The sequence below is a fragment of the Desulfovibrio sp. genome (assembly GCF_047607245.1).
Classification (GTDB): domain Bacteria; phylum Desulfobacterota; class Desulfovibrionia; order Desulfovibrionales; family Desulfovibrionaceae; genus Desulfovibrio.
In genome coordinates this window covers 1-17589 of sequence record NZ_JASGDK010000063.1, presented here as the reverse complement: position 1 = coordinate 17589, position 17589 = coordinate 1, and the positions used below count along the sequence as shown (strand labels likewise).

Sequence of the window (17589 nt, the reverse complement as noted above, 5' to 3'; positions counted from 1 at the left end):
TTTCAATACTATCGGAAATACATTTTTAATTATTAAATATGATATTTATAAAACTATTCCTCGTATAGATTTTTGTCATTAACCTACTCAAGATTAATAAAGTTTTACTCTTGACCAAACTTTTAAACAGCGTATGGTTTAACCAGCAATTGATAATTCATATCATTTAGTATCTACTTTTTTCACTGCGCTTGTCAGTTTTGCCTCTACAAAACTCACGGGCACGAGGCCATGCCACAATTTCGATCGGCATCCGGCCTTGAGCAGGTACCGCCTGCTCCCTGCTATCCCCCACTTTGGCCCTTATTGGGTAACCATCTATCGCGCTATTTGAGCGCGCATGCCTAAGCTTTTGCCGCTGGAGCTTCTTTTTTAGCTCGTGGAAAAGTTTTGCGGAGGCATTTATGCGTACTGTAAACATCTCCCGCCCGGCTGCTTCTCAGCAATCTCTTGTCGCTGCTGAACCCGATGCAAGAATTGCTTTAAATTTTCCTGCTGACGAAGCGACCCTTGAGCGTTCCGGCAGCGACCTTCTGTTTCGCTTTGATGATGGCTCCAGCGTTCGCATCGAAAACTTCTACACTGAGTATAACAAGGACACTGCCCCTGACTTTGAGGTTGACGGTCAGCTTGTTAGCAGCACGGACTTTTTTGCCGCAATGGGGCCGGATCTCATGCCAGCTGCCGGGCCTGCCGCCGCCGCTGCACGCGACAGCCGTTACAACGAATATGCCAACAGCGACCTCCAAGACGGTCTGGACCACCTTGGCGCGCTTGATTATGGCTTTGCGCTGGATTCTGTGACGTCTGAAGAGCTTATGGGGTCGGCCTTCAACCTGTCGCCAGTGTTGAGCACCAATTCCGAGATGATCACGCTTTCACTCAAGGAATCCGGATGGGTTAAAAACCCCGCAGGCAATTTTGTTCCCGAGGCTGGCGTTGCCGTCATGAACGGCAGCTTTTCCGCCAATGACCCTGATGGCGACTCGCTCAGCGCCTCTGTAGTCATTAATGGGACATCCTATGCCATTAACGCCACTGGCACGACCACCGTCACCACCGAATACGGCACATTTACCATTACGCCCTCCAACGCGGGTTCAAATGTGACCTACAATTTTACCTATACCTTAAACAACGATGATTACGGCGCCACGGACTCACTGAAGCAGGGCGAAATCCACACTGACAGTATTCTTGTCACTGTCACTGACGGCATCAACCCCGTCAAAACGCAGCCCATCAACGTTGTCATTGAAGGTACAAACGACGCGCCTGACATTATCAGGGTCGACGACGTCGTACTGAAAGAAGATGGCGTTTTTGCAGGAAATTATGGCGTAAAGGATACCACCAACAGCCTTGATGCCAATGAAAATACAGCCACTCAGGCTGGGGGTACCGGGGCTGATCAGCACAGAACATCCATTGAAGGCCAGATTGTTGCGCGTGACCCTGACCACGACAGTGTGCTGACATACGGCATTACCGACAACTCAGGCAATGACATTGCCTTTGGCAGCGTTGTTGGTTTTGTTGATGGGACAGTTCCTGTGACCATCATCGGCATTGATATTGATCCGGCAAACCCCAACATTACGATTTATCATACCGAGTACGGTGATCTCAGCCTTGATACGTCAACAGGCCAATATCAGTTCACCCTTACCGGAACCGAGGCCGGAGGCAAAGCCAACGCCCTTGCTGAAGGTCAGGAAGTGCATTTGCAGTTCAGGCCTTCGGTGCAGGACGAGTACGGTTTGCACGACTATGATATTGACCACCTGCGCGATGGCAGCATCCCTGTGGGCGGGGACAATATTATTGACGTAAACATCATCGGCACCAATGACCGCCCCGTTTTTTCTGACGACGCCGCCCATTGGAGCAATGCGCAGTTGTTGCCCGACGAGCATGGCGTTAACCATGAAAGCATCAAAGAATCCGGCAAGGCCAACGATGCCAGCGGCGCCAACGACAACGTCAAGGTCACTGGCACAATAACCGCCACTGACTACGACAATGGCGCTGAACTGCGTTATGGCTTCAAGGTTTCCACGCCTTCTGGTCAAGAAATGGTCAGCAAGCTTTATGTCGTGCCCGACGGCGCTGGCAGTTATGTTCTGCTTACCGAGGCCGACTTTCTTGCACTGAACACTTCAGATTACTATGGAACGCTGACCATCACTGACAACAATGCCTCTAACAGCGCCTCCTATACCTTCACGCTCAAGAACAGCTCTGATTGTGTTCAAGGTATGGGTGAAGGCGAAACAATGCTCGTGGAGCTTGAGGTCGTTGTTAAAGACGAGTTCGGCGCGTGGAATGATATTCCTCTGGAATTGCAAATTGTCGGCGCTAACGACGCACCTTTCTTTACCGAGGTCAGCAAGGGCACTGTCAAGGAAAGTGGTGTCTATGCCCCTGACAACAGCACCCTCTTCCCCGATACAGCCGAAAACACACCCACCACAGATGTCGGCAACGGCGATCTGGCTACGGACGCTTCGCGCAATGAACAGCACAAGCTGAGCTTCACGGGTCAGGTCAAGGCTGACGACGTGGACTTCAGCGACAAGGACAACCTGACCTTCGGCATGAGCAACTCGCAAGGCACGCCTCTTGGCGCGGCCGCTGACGGTTCAACAACTGTCTACTATCTTGCCGATGGCACCGTTACCGATCAGGCGCCTGGCAACGATAACTACTTTGGCACTCTGACTATGAATGCCGACGGCACCTATACCTTTACCCTCAATAATACCACGGGCAGCCCTGCGGACAAACTTAGCGAAGGCGAGCAAAAGGTCATAACCTTTTCACCTACGGTAAGTGACGGCCATGCCACCACTGTGGGCAATGGTCAAATTGTTGTTACTATCATTGGTTCCAATGACACTCCCGAACTGTCCATTGCACACGATAATATCAGCTTGACTGGTAATGTGGGCGGCATCTTCAATGACGACAAGACTGTTCAGGTAGCCACGGGCAAGCTGACTGTCAGCGACATTGACACGCTGGACATGAAGAGCGGCCACGACATCAAGGCCGAAAGCAACACCACTGGCGACCAGGGCATGGACCTGGCTAACAACACCTCTGACAACACCATTAAAGTTGGTGGGCTGTATGGTGATCTGTATATTGTTCGTACGTCTTCAGGCAGTGACCACACAAACGACACCTACACGTACCGCTATGTGATCGATCCCATCCGCGCCGCCGCCGTGGGCAAAAATGAAATCGGCAAAGACGATTTCACCATCACGATACGCGACCAGTTCGGCGCGTATGATGAAAAGCAGCTTATTTTTGAAGTGCTGGGCAGCGATGATCCTACCAGCATAGGCCTTTCCGGAGGCCGCGGTATCGTTGTGGAAAGCGGCGTCATGCCGGCTGAATCCGTCAGAGCTACCGACACCAATGATAAAATCTATAAGTCCCAGTATCAGAACGAAGAAAACGGGCAGCCCGAATCAGGCGGCAAGCTCTACGCGCATGACGTCGACAAGGGCGATCAGGAAGCTCTGAACAACCCAGGCGTTGATGCCAAGATGCACTACGTTATTGCAGACAGTGACGGCACCCTTCATGATGTCAACAAGCTTATGAATGGTGAAAACTCTATTGAAATTCAGCTCAAGTATGGAAAACTCATCATAGAACGCACGAAGGCTGACGGCGATATCGACAACAGCGCCCCCTTCAAATACACGTACGAGCTTGATAACGACAATCACGAAGTTCAAGAACTGAATTTTAACGACAAACTGACTGACAACTTTGAAGTGCGGGTTTACGAAACCGACAGTAATAATGAAATTACAGGCTCGCCTGTAAGCGAAACTCCCACTGGCGTCATTGTGCAAGGCACAAATGACAGACCAATTATTGACCTAGGCACTCTTGATAGATCGATGGAAGAACACTACGGCAAAAATACCGGTAGTGAGTTTGCTGGAGGCGGCAAGATTCTTAAAGGGCAGATTGCCATTACAGACTATGAGGATGCTGGCACATATGATCCGGCAACCAATACTTGGCAGTCTGAACTTGTAACTGCTGGCGATGGCTTTACGTTCTCGCTGGTAAATCTTCTGCCCGGCAAGTCCGTTTCCAACGACGACCTGCGTGGCGATAATCTGGCTGATGAAGCCAACTTTGACCTTAAAAGCGATACCTTCATCATTCAGGGCAAGTTCGGCATTCTGGAGATCAATCAGCAAACGGGCGAATTTACCTATACCCGTACTGATGATCTTACCTGGCTTAATAACAATGAAAGCGCAGAAGATACATTTTACGTTCGCGTAAAAGACCCCAACGGCGCGTATTCTGAAGTAAAGCCCATCGTTATCACCATTAATGGCAATGACGATCCCGGCCGCCTTGTAGGCAATACTGCAGGTATGAAGGAAAACGGCGTAGACGGTTCAGACCTGCCCGGCGAGACCTACTACTACCTGCATTATGACGGCACAAGCAGCCACGGGCATAAACAGCATCTCGGCGCAAACCACCCGAACAGCGGCAACCCTGCTTCTTTTGTGGTCAACGGCCAGCTTGGGGTGGATGACCCGGACATCTCTGACAGACCAAGCTCCGGTTCAGGCGTGTCTGATACCTATACGTACAGCAACCCGACTGTGACGGTTCCTGCGGGGGCTGCCAACGACGGCGTCGACATGGGCAAGGTCAGCGGACCTACCGCAGGCAGTGACGGATCTTCTGTATATACCATCAACGGCTATGGAACCCTGACCCTCTGGCCTGATGGCAAGTACACCTTTGAGCCACTTATGGAGGGTGGCGAACTGGCCGCCCCCATCAACAATCTTGCTGTTGGGGAGTCCGTTGTTATAACCGTACCCGTGAACGTAACGGGATCCGGGCAAAACCACGCAGGTGAGACAACTAATGGTAATCTGGTGATAACCATCAACGGCACCAATGACGCTCCGGTAGTGACCTCGGAAACCCAGGGCGACTTTGAGGTGACCTACACCAACAGCCTCACCGGGCAAGAAGTCACCTCCAAGCTTACTCTTGATCAAAGAGACGGCAAGGCTGTTGTCGTTGACAGCGACGAAATGGCACACTGGGATACTGCCAAGGGTGGAAACATTACAGTTAATGGTTCGCTCAACTCTGAAAAAATCATTACGGATGCCGACCACGGCGATCAGACCAGACTTACCTTCTTTGCTGTTGATGGCACCACCTCTACCGGGGAAGCCCAGGGCAGCCTGGTGCAACAGATCGAGGGCAAGTATGGCACCCTTATTATCCAGCGTGATGGCTCGTATCAGTATATTCTGGATAAGAATGGAGCTGACTACAAAGCTCTTGTTGCCGCAAACTCCAAGGCGATTGAAGAAGAAGTCTTCAACATCTATGTTCGAGACCCTCACAATGCCACTTCTGAAGACCCCATCAAGCTTGTCATCAAGGTTGCTGGCCCTGAGGCAGACCACGGTGGTGGCGGTTCTGGCAACCCTGATCCCAATCCCGATCCAGGCGATGGTGGCAATCAGCCGGGAGACGGCCTCAAGGATCAGCATGAATCCGTCAAGGAAGACGAAGACTACACGGCGACTGGCAAGGTAGGTGGCGATGGCTACTATAATGCCGGGCTCAAGCTGACGGGGTATGATTCCAGTGCGGGCGACACAAGCCTCAATTCTACGGACAATGTGATCGTGACCAAGTATGGCACCATCACCCTGAAGCCTGACGGCAGCTACACATATACCCTGAACAATGACCATCCTGACGTGCAGAAGCTGCGCGAAGGGGAGAAAATCGAGCAAAAATTCGAGGTTACCGACAGCACCGGAACTTCAAAAGTCATAGAAATTACCGTGCAGGGCACTAACGATCTGCCCTTCGTGGTAAGCTCGACCGATGGCAGCCTGACCCAGCAAGTTGGCGGCACATGGGGCTCTACCAGCACGTCTGGAAACTTTGAAGCTAAAGACCTTGACGCCGTGGAAGGTCAGACGCTGACACTTGAAGGCAGTAATGTCACCTCTACCGGCACAAATACCTATACGGTTCAGGGCCAGTATGGTGTGTACACCATCACCAAAACTGTCGTTAACGGAAATTCGCATTTCGAGTATACGTACCAGCTTGATCCGGCCTTCCAGAACGACAACTTTGGCGGCAAGGTAAATGACCCTGTTACCGTTAACATCAGCGACGGCAAGGCCAGCACCGGGCATACGATCAATGTTGAAATAACTGCGGCAAACGACAACCCCGTGATCAGCAAAGCTGATGATCTTGTGGTCTCTGAGGATGATAAAACTATCAGTGATACCAGCAAGGTTGAGGCAAGTGACCCTGACATCTCTTTTACTGGCGGAGCTGCTGATAATCTTTCATTCAGCGTAGCCAATGCTGATGGCAGCGGCGAAGGCAGCATGGTCGTTGGCAAGTACGGCGTTCTGGTTATGGGCGCTGACGGCAGCTACTATTTCAAACTGAACAGTTCCCATCCGGATGTTCAGGCTCTGAATGGGGCGGACCCCAATGACCCTTCTTCGCAGCCCGAGTCTATTGATGAAAAATTCCGGGTAATTGTGCGGGATGATAAGGGTGGTACGACGTATAAAGAAATCACTGTTGTTATTCAGGGCACTGACGACGTGCCTACGCTTTATCTGTACGGCGTGAACGGATCGCTTGAAGCAACAGGCCCTGCTGGATCTGGCGCACTCCTTGTAGTCAAGGAAAAACAGGGCGGCACTGAATCTGACTATACCGTGCATGGCAAGGCGCAAGGCTATGATACAGACCAGGTTGATTACGATGCCTTGACTTACAGCATCAAGGAAAACAGCAGCAACGTTGCCGATTCTGATATCTATGCCATAAAGACCGCCACGGGCTGGGAAGTTACCTCAAGTTCTACTCCTGGCGCCATACATATGGGCACCCTGAGTATCGACGGCACAACAGGACTCTACACCTTTAAGGGCGATCCCCAGGGTGTTGCCAGGCTTGCGGTTGGCGAAGAACTTAATATTCCCGGTACCATTGCAGTTCAGGATACCCACGGCAATGAAGCCACGGCCGACCTGAATATCAACATTATGGGCACCAATACCGCGCCCATCATTGTGTCTACTGGCGACAAAACACCTGACTACACTGCCATTCCTCTGGACAAGGATGAATTTGACATCGCTCAGAGCAATGACGGCAAATATACTCCTCTTACTGGTGAAATTGTAACTGCAGACGCTGATGGTGATGACACGTTAGTGTACATCAGAACAACAGACCCCATTCTTGGTGAACGCAATGTAACAGAGCTATATGGTAAGTATGGCAAGCTTACGCTTACTGTTGGAGCCGATGGTAAAACATACTATGAGTATACGGTGACCAACTCCAACGGCATTAAAGCCTTGGGCGAAGGGGAAACAGACAAGGACATTTTTAAACTTGTTGTACGTGATCCTTATGGCGCCGAAGGAACTGGAAGTCTGGTGATCGACATTATTGGCGCTAACGATGCCCCTGAAATTTCGATAAATGGGGGAACCAACACCATAACTGTCAGCGATCCGGACAAGAACGATTTGCATACCCTCACAATTGTTGTTGATGGAACCGAGTATGCTCTTACTGCGGATACGGTCGATCCTACACTCTTTACCTGCGATCTGCCTGACGGCACTCTTACCCTTCGTTATGAGGCAATGGCCAATGGCGAAAAGCAGTGGAAATACAGTTTTGAGCCTGACTCTTCACAGGCAGGCGGCCTTCCCTCCAACCAGTACAACGAGTTTGACTTCTCGGTTAAGGTGGAAGATCAGCATGGGGCAAGCGATACGTCCGGCGATGTGACGATCCGGTACTATGGCACCAACCATGCACCCGTTGGTCAGCAGGTAGCGCTGCCTGTGATTCTCAGCGGCATAATCCCCGCCGGGGACAACTTCTCATTTGACAGTAATCCTTTGTCTTTGCTGGATCAGGATGGCGACACCCTCAGCTATACCTTCACAGATAGCACTGGCGCTGATGTTGGTGTTTCAGGCTCAGGGACTACGATAGCAGGTGAATTTGGCACTCTCGAAATTGTCACCAATGCCAGTGGTGACGGCTATGTATACAATTACACGATGTCCAGCGATATGGACGCCATGAAAAAACTGGCCCAAATGCACGCCAATGGCGAAGAGCTCAAAGAAGAGTTCCTTTACAAGGTTAATGATGGAATCTGGTCAGACAGCGCTTCTGGCAAGGTTGAAATCCATCTCGACGTCAACAATCAGCCAAGCGGGTCGTTTGGCGACGTCAGTGAAACCAGTTCTCAGGTGATTTTGGGCAGTCACGGAAATGATATTCTTCATGGTGGGTCAGGAAATGACATCCTTTCCGGCGGTGAGGGCAACGACACGCTTCTCGGAGGCCTTGGCGATGACTGCCTGTTTGGCGGAGCTGGCGATGACTACCTGGATGGAGGTGCCGGAGCCAACGAGCTCTATGGCGGCTCGGGCAATGACGTACTGGTGTTCAGCGCCAGTAATACCGTAATGGACGGAGGCACTGGCATTGATATGATGATTGGTGCCGACAAAAATTCCCTTGAAAGTCTGTTCGCAAATCCCGCAACCAACACCATCAAGAATATTGAAATATTCGTGACAGATGGCGGCAACAACCTGACCAGTCTTGCCAGTTTGGAAAGTTATGGCGTGCAGCTGAACGGATCGGAAAAAATAGAACTGTCTTCGGATTGGACTGTGAATAACGCTCAGACTCCAAGCAGTATGGCCAGCGACTATGTGGCCTTTACGAGCGACAGTATGACCATATTGATTTCAAAAAATGCTCTTGCGGAGGGCATAATTTAACTGGATCTGGCTATTCACGCCACATGAAAAAGCGGGCCGTCACTTTTTAGGTGATGGCCCGCTTTGTTTATAAACCAGCATGGTGCTGCCACTGCTCCTGACAAATCTGGCTACATGCTGCCTTGACCTTACGCCCCGTGCGGCTTATGTTCCAAGTGTAATACGGCTTTTCGATCCAACCTAGTAACGGAGGCTTGCCGCATGTTCGGCATTGGCATGCAAGAATTATTGCTCATACTTGTGGTTGTTCTACTACTTTTCGGATCGAAGAAACTGCCGGAAATAGGCGGTGGGCTTGGCAGGGCCATTCGAAACTTTCGACGTGCCTCTTCTGAGCCGGATGAAATCGACATCACGCCCAAGGATAAAAAGCCTTCTTCCACAGACGACCCTAATCATAAAGCCTGAACTGAGTTGGACGTAAGGATTTTATCATGAAAGCAGAGCAATTATCCGTTTTTTTGGAAAACAGGGCCGGACGCCTGGCAGAAGTAACCCACACTCTTGCTGAAGCGGGCATCAACATCCGTGCGCTATCACTCGCTGATACTTCAGATTTTGGCATTCTGCGCATGATCGTCTGCGATCACGAAAAAGCAAAATCTGTTCTTAAAGATAAAGGCTTCACCCTGGGGCGAACCAGTGTTGTAGCCGTAGAGGTAAATGACGGCCCCGGTGGGCTTGACGAAGTGCTGCAGCTGGTTTCGCGCAATGGCATCAATGTGGAATATATGTACGCCTTTGTGCAACGCGAAGGGGAAAGCGCTGTCATGATTTTCCGCTTCGACAAAGTTGATCAGGCTGTTGAGGTTCTTCAGGCCAACAACTTTACCATTATTCCTGCTGACCGCCTCTGCTCCAAATAGTTTTATTTCCTCTATCGCGCTGGTGCTCAAGAGCCTCGCGCTTCGACATCATCAACCCCCGAGATTTTCACGGGGGTTTTTCATTTTTTATTCCTGACAATAAATCCTTTCCTGTCGACGATGAGTATCTTGTACAGCCGATCTGAATAGCATTAGTTAAAATCAATTTTAAAGAGAGCAGGAACTTCAAATCATCAAAGCCAAAAGATCTTGGCCCCCTTCCGTAATTATTTTAACCTTTGCTCATATTTGCACAACAGCAGCTTATATACCTGCCTCTATTCAAACAAAGCGACCACATGTAGTATATTCAGAATCCGCTGACCCTCTTGCGCAGATGGAGGAATCATGAACTCTCAGTACATTCTGGCTCTGGATCAGGGCACAACCAGCTCACGTGCAATTCTTTTTGATCACAACGCCAATATCGTTCAGGTCGCACAAAAAGAATTTACCCAGATATATCCCCAACCAGGTTGGGTTGAGCACAGCCCCAATGAAATCTTTGATTCACAATCTCATGTTGTGCGTGAATGCATGCGCCGCGCAAGAGTATGCGGCAATGAACTGGCTGCCATAGGTATCACCAACCAGCGCGAGACCACTATCGTATGGGAAAAAGCCACAGGTGCCCCAATCTATAACGCAATTGTCTGGCAGGATCGGCGCACTGCGTCTTTTTGCGATCAGTTGCGCGCTGATGGCAAGGCCAAAATTATTCAGGATAAAACAGGCCTTGTTCTTGATGCCTATTTTTCTGGCAGTAAAATACGCTGGATACTTGATAATGTACCCGGCGCCAGGGCAAGAGCTGCTGCTGGCGAACTTCTGTTTGGCACTGTTGACACGTGGCTCGTCTGGAACTTTAGTAAAAGAGGAGTTCACATCACTGACCCTTCCAATGCCAGCCGCACTCTGCTTTTTAATATACACACTGGACAATGGGATGATGATTTACTCGAAATTCTGGATGTACCTCGTGCAATGCTGCCTGAAGTTGCCCCTTCCTCCAGCGTGATGGCACAAACACATCCTGAATTTTTTGGTCGGGCAGTTCCTATAGCGGGCATTGCTGGTGACCAGCAGGCAGCAACTTACGGTAATGGTTGCATGAAAGAAGGCATGGCCAAAAACACCTACGGAACTGGCTGTTTTTTATTGTTGAACACCGGCACAACTCCCCCTGTAAGTCAAAACAACATGCTGGCTACAGTGGCATGGCAAACTGGCCGCGGCTATTCCTATGCTCTAGAGGGGAGTGTTTTTGTGGCTGGTGCCGTTGTGCAATGGCTTCGCGATGGCCTAGGGATTATCAAAGACTCTTCAGAGCTGGAGGGTTTGGCCGCTACAGTTCCAGACAATGGCGGAGTTTATATGGTCCCGGCATTTGTGGGAATGGGGGCCCCTTATTGGGATCAATACGCCAGGGGCACAATTGTAGGTTTGACAAGAGGCACCACAAAAGGACACATCGCCCGGGCCGCCATAGAGGCTATTGCCTTACAGACACTTGATATTATCGATGCAATGCAAAAAGATACAGGGATCCATCTTACAACCTTGCGTGTAGACGGCGGTGCCAGCAGAAATAATATGCTTATGCAATTCCAGGCCGACCTCACTGGCGTGGTGGTGGAGCGCCCCACCATCACGGAAACGACAGCTCTTGGTGCTGCGTATCTGGCGGGGCTTGCTGTGGGCTTTTGGGAAAATGAGGAAGTCATCTCTCACAAGTGGAAACTTGATCGCCGTTTCACGCCCACAATGACCACGGATAAAAAAGAGAAAATGTTGCACCAATGGCACCGTGCTATCGAAAGAGCTTCTCACTGGATTGAAGAATAACAGGCAGAAAATCCTGTCATTATATCAAATGTTTTATCCTCCACATAGGAATGATTTTGCTTGGCCCAAAATGCTTTTGACATTTACAGGCAATAAACCTCACACATGTTCTTGACTAATCCCTATCCCTTACGCTAAGAGAATTCTTCGCACATATGGGCTCGAGTAAAGTCGAAGCACATTATATGCCGGGATGGTGGAATTGGTAGACGCAGCGGACTCAAAATCCGCCGAGGGCAACCTCTTGCGAGTTCAAGTCTCGCTCCCGGTACCAAAAAAGTTAAAGGCTTGCAGAAATGCAGGCCTTTTTTCGTTTTTCTAAATCCCGTCAATCCACTTTGTGATGAACGTCTACCCACCGTAGACATCCCGGAAAATATTTCTGTGCAACTCTATGCAAAGATTTTGCGTAAATGATAGCATAAGCCGTATCAAATTCACCAATGCAATTGCAGTAATGCAGCTCACAATATTTATGTTTACGTCGCCATCAAACAAGACATAAACAGTCCAGAGCTCATTCCACAGAGCAATTTTTCCTATGCCCATCCCTCTTCCAGTCTATGGTAAATAGACTTAATATGGCTATATAACAGCACCACTTCCGGTGCAAGTACACCCTACTTACGCAATGCAGGCGATTGGGTTGGCACCTGCCATCGTATTGTTGAAACCTATATCACAGCCTTCAACATTTTATGTATAGCGTTTTATAGCTCGATGCTTGCATGTAGCCATAATTAAAGAACAGGTTGAAAAATTGCAATGCAATAAAAATTGATTTATAAAATTTGGTAGCTACAGAAATACATTGTGTTTTAGGGCAAATGATTCATAAAAAATTTAGCATCTTGGCTTTGCAAAAAAATGAAAAGCATAGACCGCCCTCTCTATATTGTTTGGTCAGAAGAATTTGATACTGGTATTTCCATCATTGACGAACAACATCGTGGCCTTGTAAGCCTGATCAATACGTTCTTTTACCATAAAGGCGATGCCGATAAAGACATTGATCGGTTTCTGGTACCCACAGCAGAAATGTTTAAAAGTTATGCTCAATTGCATTTTTTAACCATTTCAAGGTTAATGAAGGAAACTGATTATCCTGAGTATGACTTGGAAACCAAACGCAACGAAGAACTCATGGCAATTATTCAAACTGTAGATATGCGGTGTCGATCCAGGCGAGATGCTGATGGTTTTCTGCGTTTTTTGAAGATGTATTGGACAAGAGTTGTATGCAAAAAGAATTTAAACTTTATTTCGTATCTCAACTCTCAACAATAAAGTCCTTAAAGAGTATATTTTATCGCTATTTACATATCTATACAAAATATATCAGAAGTTTTTATTTATATTACCCATCTATAGACTTTTTTCCAGTAATCATACTGGTACAATATATTTTCAAAATGACACATCCTTGCAAAACAGCTTTATACGTCCCCGTTCAATTCCCATAATTACATTAAATCCCGGGCAAGAAACTCTTTGTTTTAATTTTTGTTGTCGCGCGAACTACAACCGCATCCCCATAGATCATACGACCAAGTCTCCACATCATACTCCTTTCCGGAATCATCCAGAGAACAGCATGACGACACAGCAACGGTCAAAGTTAAGGTTATTATGTTCCGAGCCAATAGAGCCATTAATTTGCAAGAATCAAGGTAGGAATCATGAGCACACGTACACCACCTCGTACTGTGGTCGCGGGCAGCGATAGCAAGCCTCAGTCCGAGCGAGCTATCGCTCACCCCACACGCTTGAATGAAGTGGAAACATCTCCCGACCGTGTGACGTGGTCGCTGTTTGTCAGGGCAGCGCTGCTCGTAATTGGCATATGGTCCGCCTCAGCCTTGGGGTTATATTTTTTTGCCTCAGATTTCAGTAAATCCGGCACGTTTGGCGATTCTTTCGGGGTGTTGAACACTCTGTTTTCCGGCTTGGCATTTGCGGGAATCATCGTTTCGATCAAAATGCAAAACGATGAAATGCGTGAACAACGCAAAGAACTTCAAAAGCAAAAAAAGAATGCCTTACTATACCACAGGGAAAGAATGTTTCTTTTACTGATGGATGAGTTCAAAAAATCTCGCGAGCGCCGTTACACTATTGTCGACGTGCGCCTGGTAATCAATGATTGCCTTGGATATAATGCGGCAATTAGCACGGATGAATATTCACCAGTGGCGTCATTACTGGACGAGGTAGAAAGCGTGCTTTCTGGTGCACGAATTGAAACGCCTTTGTTGCAAACATTTTCGCGTCGAATTTTCCGTCACGAAATTTGCGAGGTTTTCATTAAAACCTTTCATCAAGCTGCCGAAAGTGTAAAAAAGTTTGATCAAGCCTCCAGAGGCGAATACTATGACATTGTTTGTAATAGCATGTCTGATCCTGAGGAAGCCCTGCTATTCCTCTGTTTTGTAGCACGCTGTGGAGTGCAAACCCCGCAAAACCCTCAAGCGATGAAACTGCGCGAGAGTTTCGATGAGATAAAGGATAAACTCGTGTAATCACTGGGTAGATCAGCTGCGCTATTAAGGCTTGGCTCCCCCAATACATCTTGGCGGCAACCTTGAAGTGCAAAACATTTCAGAGTTAACCCGGCCTAAAAGCTCAAACGGTCGCCACAAAATCCTCAATGAATTCTCAAGCGAGAAGCGTATTCGACTCAAAAGAGTGCATTTCTCACCATAAAAAGTGAAAGCCCCGGAACACCGGGGCAATCGTGGGATGTGTAAAGCAGTTGTGTTGAGACTATGCAAGATCACGGCATCGTTGTCAACATAGTACACCAAACGACCCCTCAAATTTTGCAATCATTTTCTCATAACTTAATGATATAAAAAAAGGAGCCACAGGTATTACCTGTAACTCCTTGATTTTTCTGGTCGGGATGGCGCGATTTGAACGCGCGGCCTCAGCGTCCCGAACGCTGCGCTCTAGCCAAGCTGAGCCACATCCCGTTGAGAAAGGGAAGATATGCGAGACGTTGAATTTTGGCAAGTCATTTTTTATTTGTAAAAAATAAAGGCCTGACGTAATATAAAATCTGTCCCTTGAAGGACAAATTCTTAGTGGAGCGAGCAATCTGTATGACCCGAGTTCTCGTGGTGGATGACTCTACATTTATGCGCAATGCCATTGCCTCTCTCTTGGAGCAGGACCCGGAAATCAAGGTTGTCGGCACAGCTAGAGACGGACTTGAAGCCCTGCAAAAGGCTGAGGAGCTTGATGCAGACGTTATGACGCTGGACGTGGAAATGCCGCGCCTTGGCGGTCTTGAAACTCTTCAGCGTCTCATGAAAGCCTCTCCAATGCCCGTTCTCATGATCAGCTCCTTAACTGAAAGTGGCGCTGAGAGCACCCTCAAGGCTATGGAGTACGGCGCTCTGGATTTTATTCCCAAGAATATGAGCAACGACCGTGATTCTTTTGGTCTGGAGCTGCGTCGCAAGGTTACAGCGCTGGCTCGGCGCAAAGCCATTATCCGGCTCAAGTACCGCCGCATCAACAATATTGCTGTACCAGCCGCTCCACTGACGCGCGCACCTGCGCAACCAGCAGACTATGTTCAGACCCCCTGCTACGGGCCACGCGACCTTGTTGTTGTGGGCGTCTCCACGGGAGGGCCGCCAGTAGTGCAGAAAATACTGTCTGCCTTGCCAGCTGACCTGCCAGCCTGCATTCTTGTTGCGCAACATATGCCTGCGGCTTTTACTGGCCCGTTTGCCAAAAGACTTGATAGTGTTTGCAGCATCGGCGTTACTGAAGCAGCGGACGGTGATCGTTTAAAAAATGGCCATGCCTACGTCTGCCCCGGGGGGCGGCACATAAGCGTGCGCATGCGTGGACCTCTACCCGAAGTAGCGGTTACGGACGAACCCCGCGATGCCTTGTACAAGCCCACTGTTAACCTGCTTATGGAAAGCGCCGGAAAAAATATGGGACGCCGCACCTTGGGGGTTATGCTGACCGGTATGGGATCAGACGGGTGCGACGGCGCAAAAATTTTAAAAGAAAAAGGCGGTTGCCTCATTGCCCAGAATGAGGCTTCATGCGTAGTATACGGCATGCCAAAGGCTGTTATTGATGCCAAACTGGCCAATCAGATTCTCGATGCAGACGATATCGCCCAAGCCATCATGACAATCGTCAAAGGCTGACCCGTAGCGCAGCAGGAAGCAATATTATGGAAAATTCGCTCAACACGGCTCCGCAAGTAATCGAAGCACTGCAATCCGCCGACAGCGCCACCATTCGCAGTGCCGCTTTCAATGCTGGCGATATGGCCTTGCATGATGCCATTCCTTTACTGTGCGCACTTGTCAAAAGTAGCAATATCGGTATTCAGGAAGCTGCTGAATACGCCCTGCGCAAAATCCGAGGGCCTCATGTGGTGACAGCCCTGCTGCCACTACTTCGTAGCGAAGAAGCTCCTGTACGTAACGTAGCTATGGATATTCTGCGTGAAATCGGAAGGGACAGCATTGAAAGCATGCAACCGTACCTTCAAGATGAAGATCCCGATCTACGCATTTTCATCACCGACATTCTTGGCTATTCCCCCACGCATCAGGCAGCCCTGCTTCTTGCCAAGGCACTACTCAAAGACCCAGAAGTTAATGTTCGCTATCAAGCGGCCGTAAGCTTGGGCAACCTAGCCTTCCCGGAGACCGTGCCCCCACTGTGTCAGGCTATGCATGATGAAGAATGGGTGCAGTTCGCAGTGGTGGAGGCTCTTGCCAAAATCAAAGACCCTTCAGCCGCCAATGGACTTGTAAAATTATTGCCTCAGGCATCGCCACTCGTCAGTTCTGCTATTATTGATGCGTTGGGCGGCATGGGCGATATAAAAGCCATACCACTTCTTTTCAGCTCACTTGAAAATGTCAGCGTTCCCTTGCGGCACAAAATAGTTAAAGCCATAGTACAAATTCTGAGTGTACGCTCTTTGTCCTTACTGGCGGCAAAGTCGCAGGAACGCCTGCGGGTCTATTTGCTTGAAGCCCTTACGGACAATGATGAAGACATCCTGCTGGCTGCCTTACAGGGTTTGAGCGCCATTGGAAATGAAACTGCCACTGAGGCCATTATTAATCTGGCCACAGGCCTGGATGCAGAACGCCAACCCGAACTTTATGAAGCGGCTATTCACGCCATTTCCTCCCTCGGCTACAACGCTATGCTTCGCGACGCTTTACGCAGCGAAGACGAACAGCGCATATCCGTGGCAATGGCTGCCTGTCGACTTCTCACTGACCATAGCCCCGTTGAGGAACTGAAGAGCATCTTCTGGAGGGGCAGCCCCGAACTGCGCCGTGCGGCAGTGGCTGAAGTAGCTCAAATGGGTGAATGCACTGACACACCGTTCTTCCTTTCTATTATTGAAGAATCTGAAGATGCGGAAGTTCTGAAGAGTGCTCTTATATTTTTTGGCAATCAGCATGCCTGCCCAGAAGCGGAAGATATTGTATTCTCTCAGCTGGATCATCGTTATGTTGATGTGCAAGAAATGGCTCTTGAAGCGTGCATCAATTTGCATAGCCCCAAGCTTAACATTCTGTTTAAGGAAAGGGCACACAGTGAAGACCCCATGCAGCGCATGATGGCGATTTATGCCCTTGGCCGTTATAGTGTTACAGAAAATCTGGATGAAATAACTCAAGCTCTTGAAGATTCTTCGGCACGGGTCAGGCAAGTGGCCATAGAAGCGTTCCAGAACCTGGGGCCCCAGGCAGAAGACTTTCTGCCCAGCCTGCTGCCTCGATTGCTTGACGAAGATAAAGATGTGCGGATCGCACTGGTAGACCTGCTCGGTCAAATTGGCACAGCATCAGTTATGCCGCATATTATTTCTGCTCTTGCGGATGAAAATGATTGGGTAAAAATCAGGGCGATTGAAGCTCTGGGTGTACACAAAATAGTAGATGCTGTCCCTTACCTGGCCCAAATGTTTGAAACCGAAAATCCAATGGTATCATTCAAGATAATTGAGG

Annotated in this window: 8 protein-coding genes and 2 tRNA genes; 9 read left to right on the top strand and 1 reads right to left on the bottom strand. The window is 49.0% G+C overall.

Annotation, left to right across the window (positions count from 1 at the left end):
• Nucleotides 1-404: 404 nt before the first annotated feature.
• The 7 genes from QM579_RS04525 (at nucleotide 405) to QM579_RS04495 (ending at nucleotide 14103) form a co-directional block, all read left to right on the top strand.
• Nucleotides 405-8873, top strand: a complete 8469-nt coding sequence (locus QM579_RS04525; RefSeq protein WP_414998013.1) for a VCBS domain-containing protein — start codon at nucleotides 405-407, stop codon at nucleotides 8871-8873.
• 201 nt (nucleotides 8874-9074) lie between these two features.
• On the top strand, nucleotides 9075-9281 hold the full coding sequence (locus QM579_RS04520; RefSeq protein WP_183719989.1) for a twin-arginine translocase TatA/TatE family subunit: 207 nt from the start codon (nucleotides 9075-9077) through the stop codon (nucleotides 9279-9281).
• A gap of 26 nt (nucleotides 9282-9307) precedes the next feature.
• The gene (locus tag QM579_RS04515; RefSeq protein WP_183719992.1) at nucleotides 9308-9739 is read left to right on the top strand and encodes an ACT domain-containing protein; all 432 of its coding nucleotides are present in this window, start codon (nucleotides 9308-9310) and stop codon (nucleotides 9737-9739) included.
• Nucleotides 9740-10087: 348 nt separating this feature from the next.
• Nucleotides 10088-11584, top strand: a complete 1497-nt coding sequence (gene glpK, locus QM579_RS04510) for a glycerol kinase GlpK (RefSeq protein WP_414998012.1) — start codon at nucleotides 10088-10090, stop codon at nucleotides 11582-11584.
• Nucleotides 11585-11771: 187 nt separating this feature from the next.
• Nucleotides 11772-11858, top strand: a tRNA-Leu gene (locus QM579_RS04505).
• A gap of 593 nt (nucleotides 11859-12451) precedes the next feature.
• On the top strand, nucleotides 12452-12871 hold the full coding sequence (locus tag QM579_RS04500; protein WP_414998011.1) for a bacteriohemerythrin: 420 nt from the start codon (nucleotides 12452-12454) through the stop codon (nucleotides 12869-12871).
• Between the two features lie 392 nt (nucleotides 12872-13263).
• Nucleotides 13264-14103, top strand: coding sequence for a hypothetical protein (locus QM579_RS04495; protein WP_414998010.1), 840 nt, complete (start codon nucleotides 13264-13266; stop codon nucleotides 14101-14103).
• A 375-nt stretch (nucleotides 14104-14478) separates the two neighbouring features.
• On the opposite strand, the gene QM579_RS04490 is transcribed toward QM579_RS04495, so the two are convergent.
• Nucleotides 14479-14556: transfer RNA gene (locus QM579_RS04490), tRNA-Pro, on the bottom strand.
• 129 nt (nucleotides 14557-14685) lie between these two features.
• Between QM579_RS04490 and QM579_RS04485 the strand changes: the two genes are divergently transcribed.
• Together QM579_RS04485 and QM579_RS04480 are read left to right on the top strand one after the other, a co-directional pair.
• A complete protein-coding gene (locus QM579_RS04485) occupies nucleotides 14686-15756 on the top strand; it encodes a protein-glutamate methylesterase/protein-glutamine glutaminase (protein WP_414998009.1) in 1071 nt (356 codons plus the stop codon).
• A gap of 26 nt (nucleotides 15757-15782) precedes the next feature.
• Nucleotides 15783-17589 (top strand): HEAT repeat domain-containing protein (locus QM579_RS04480; protein ID WP_414998008.1); only part of this gene is annotated, 1807 nt, incomplete at its 3' end.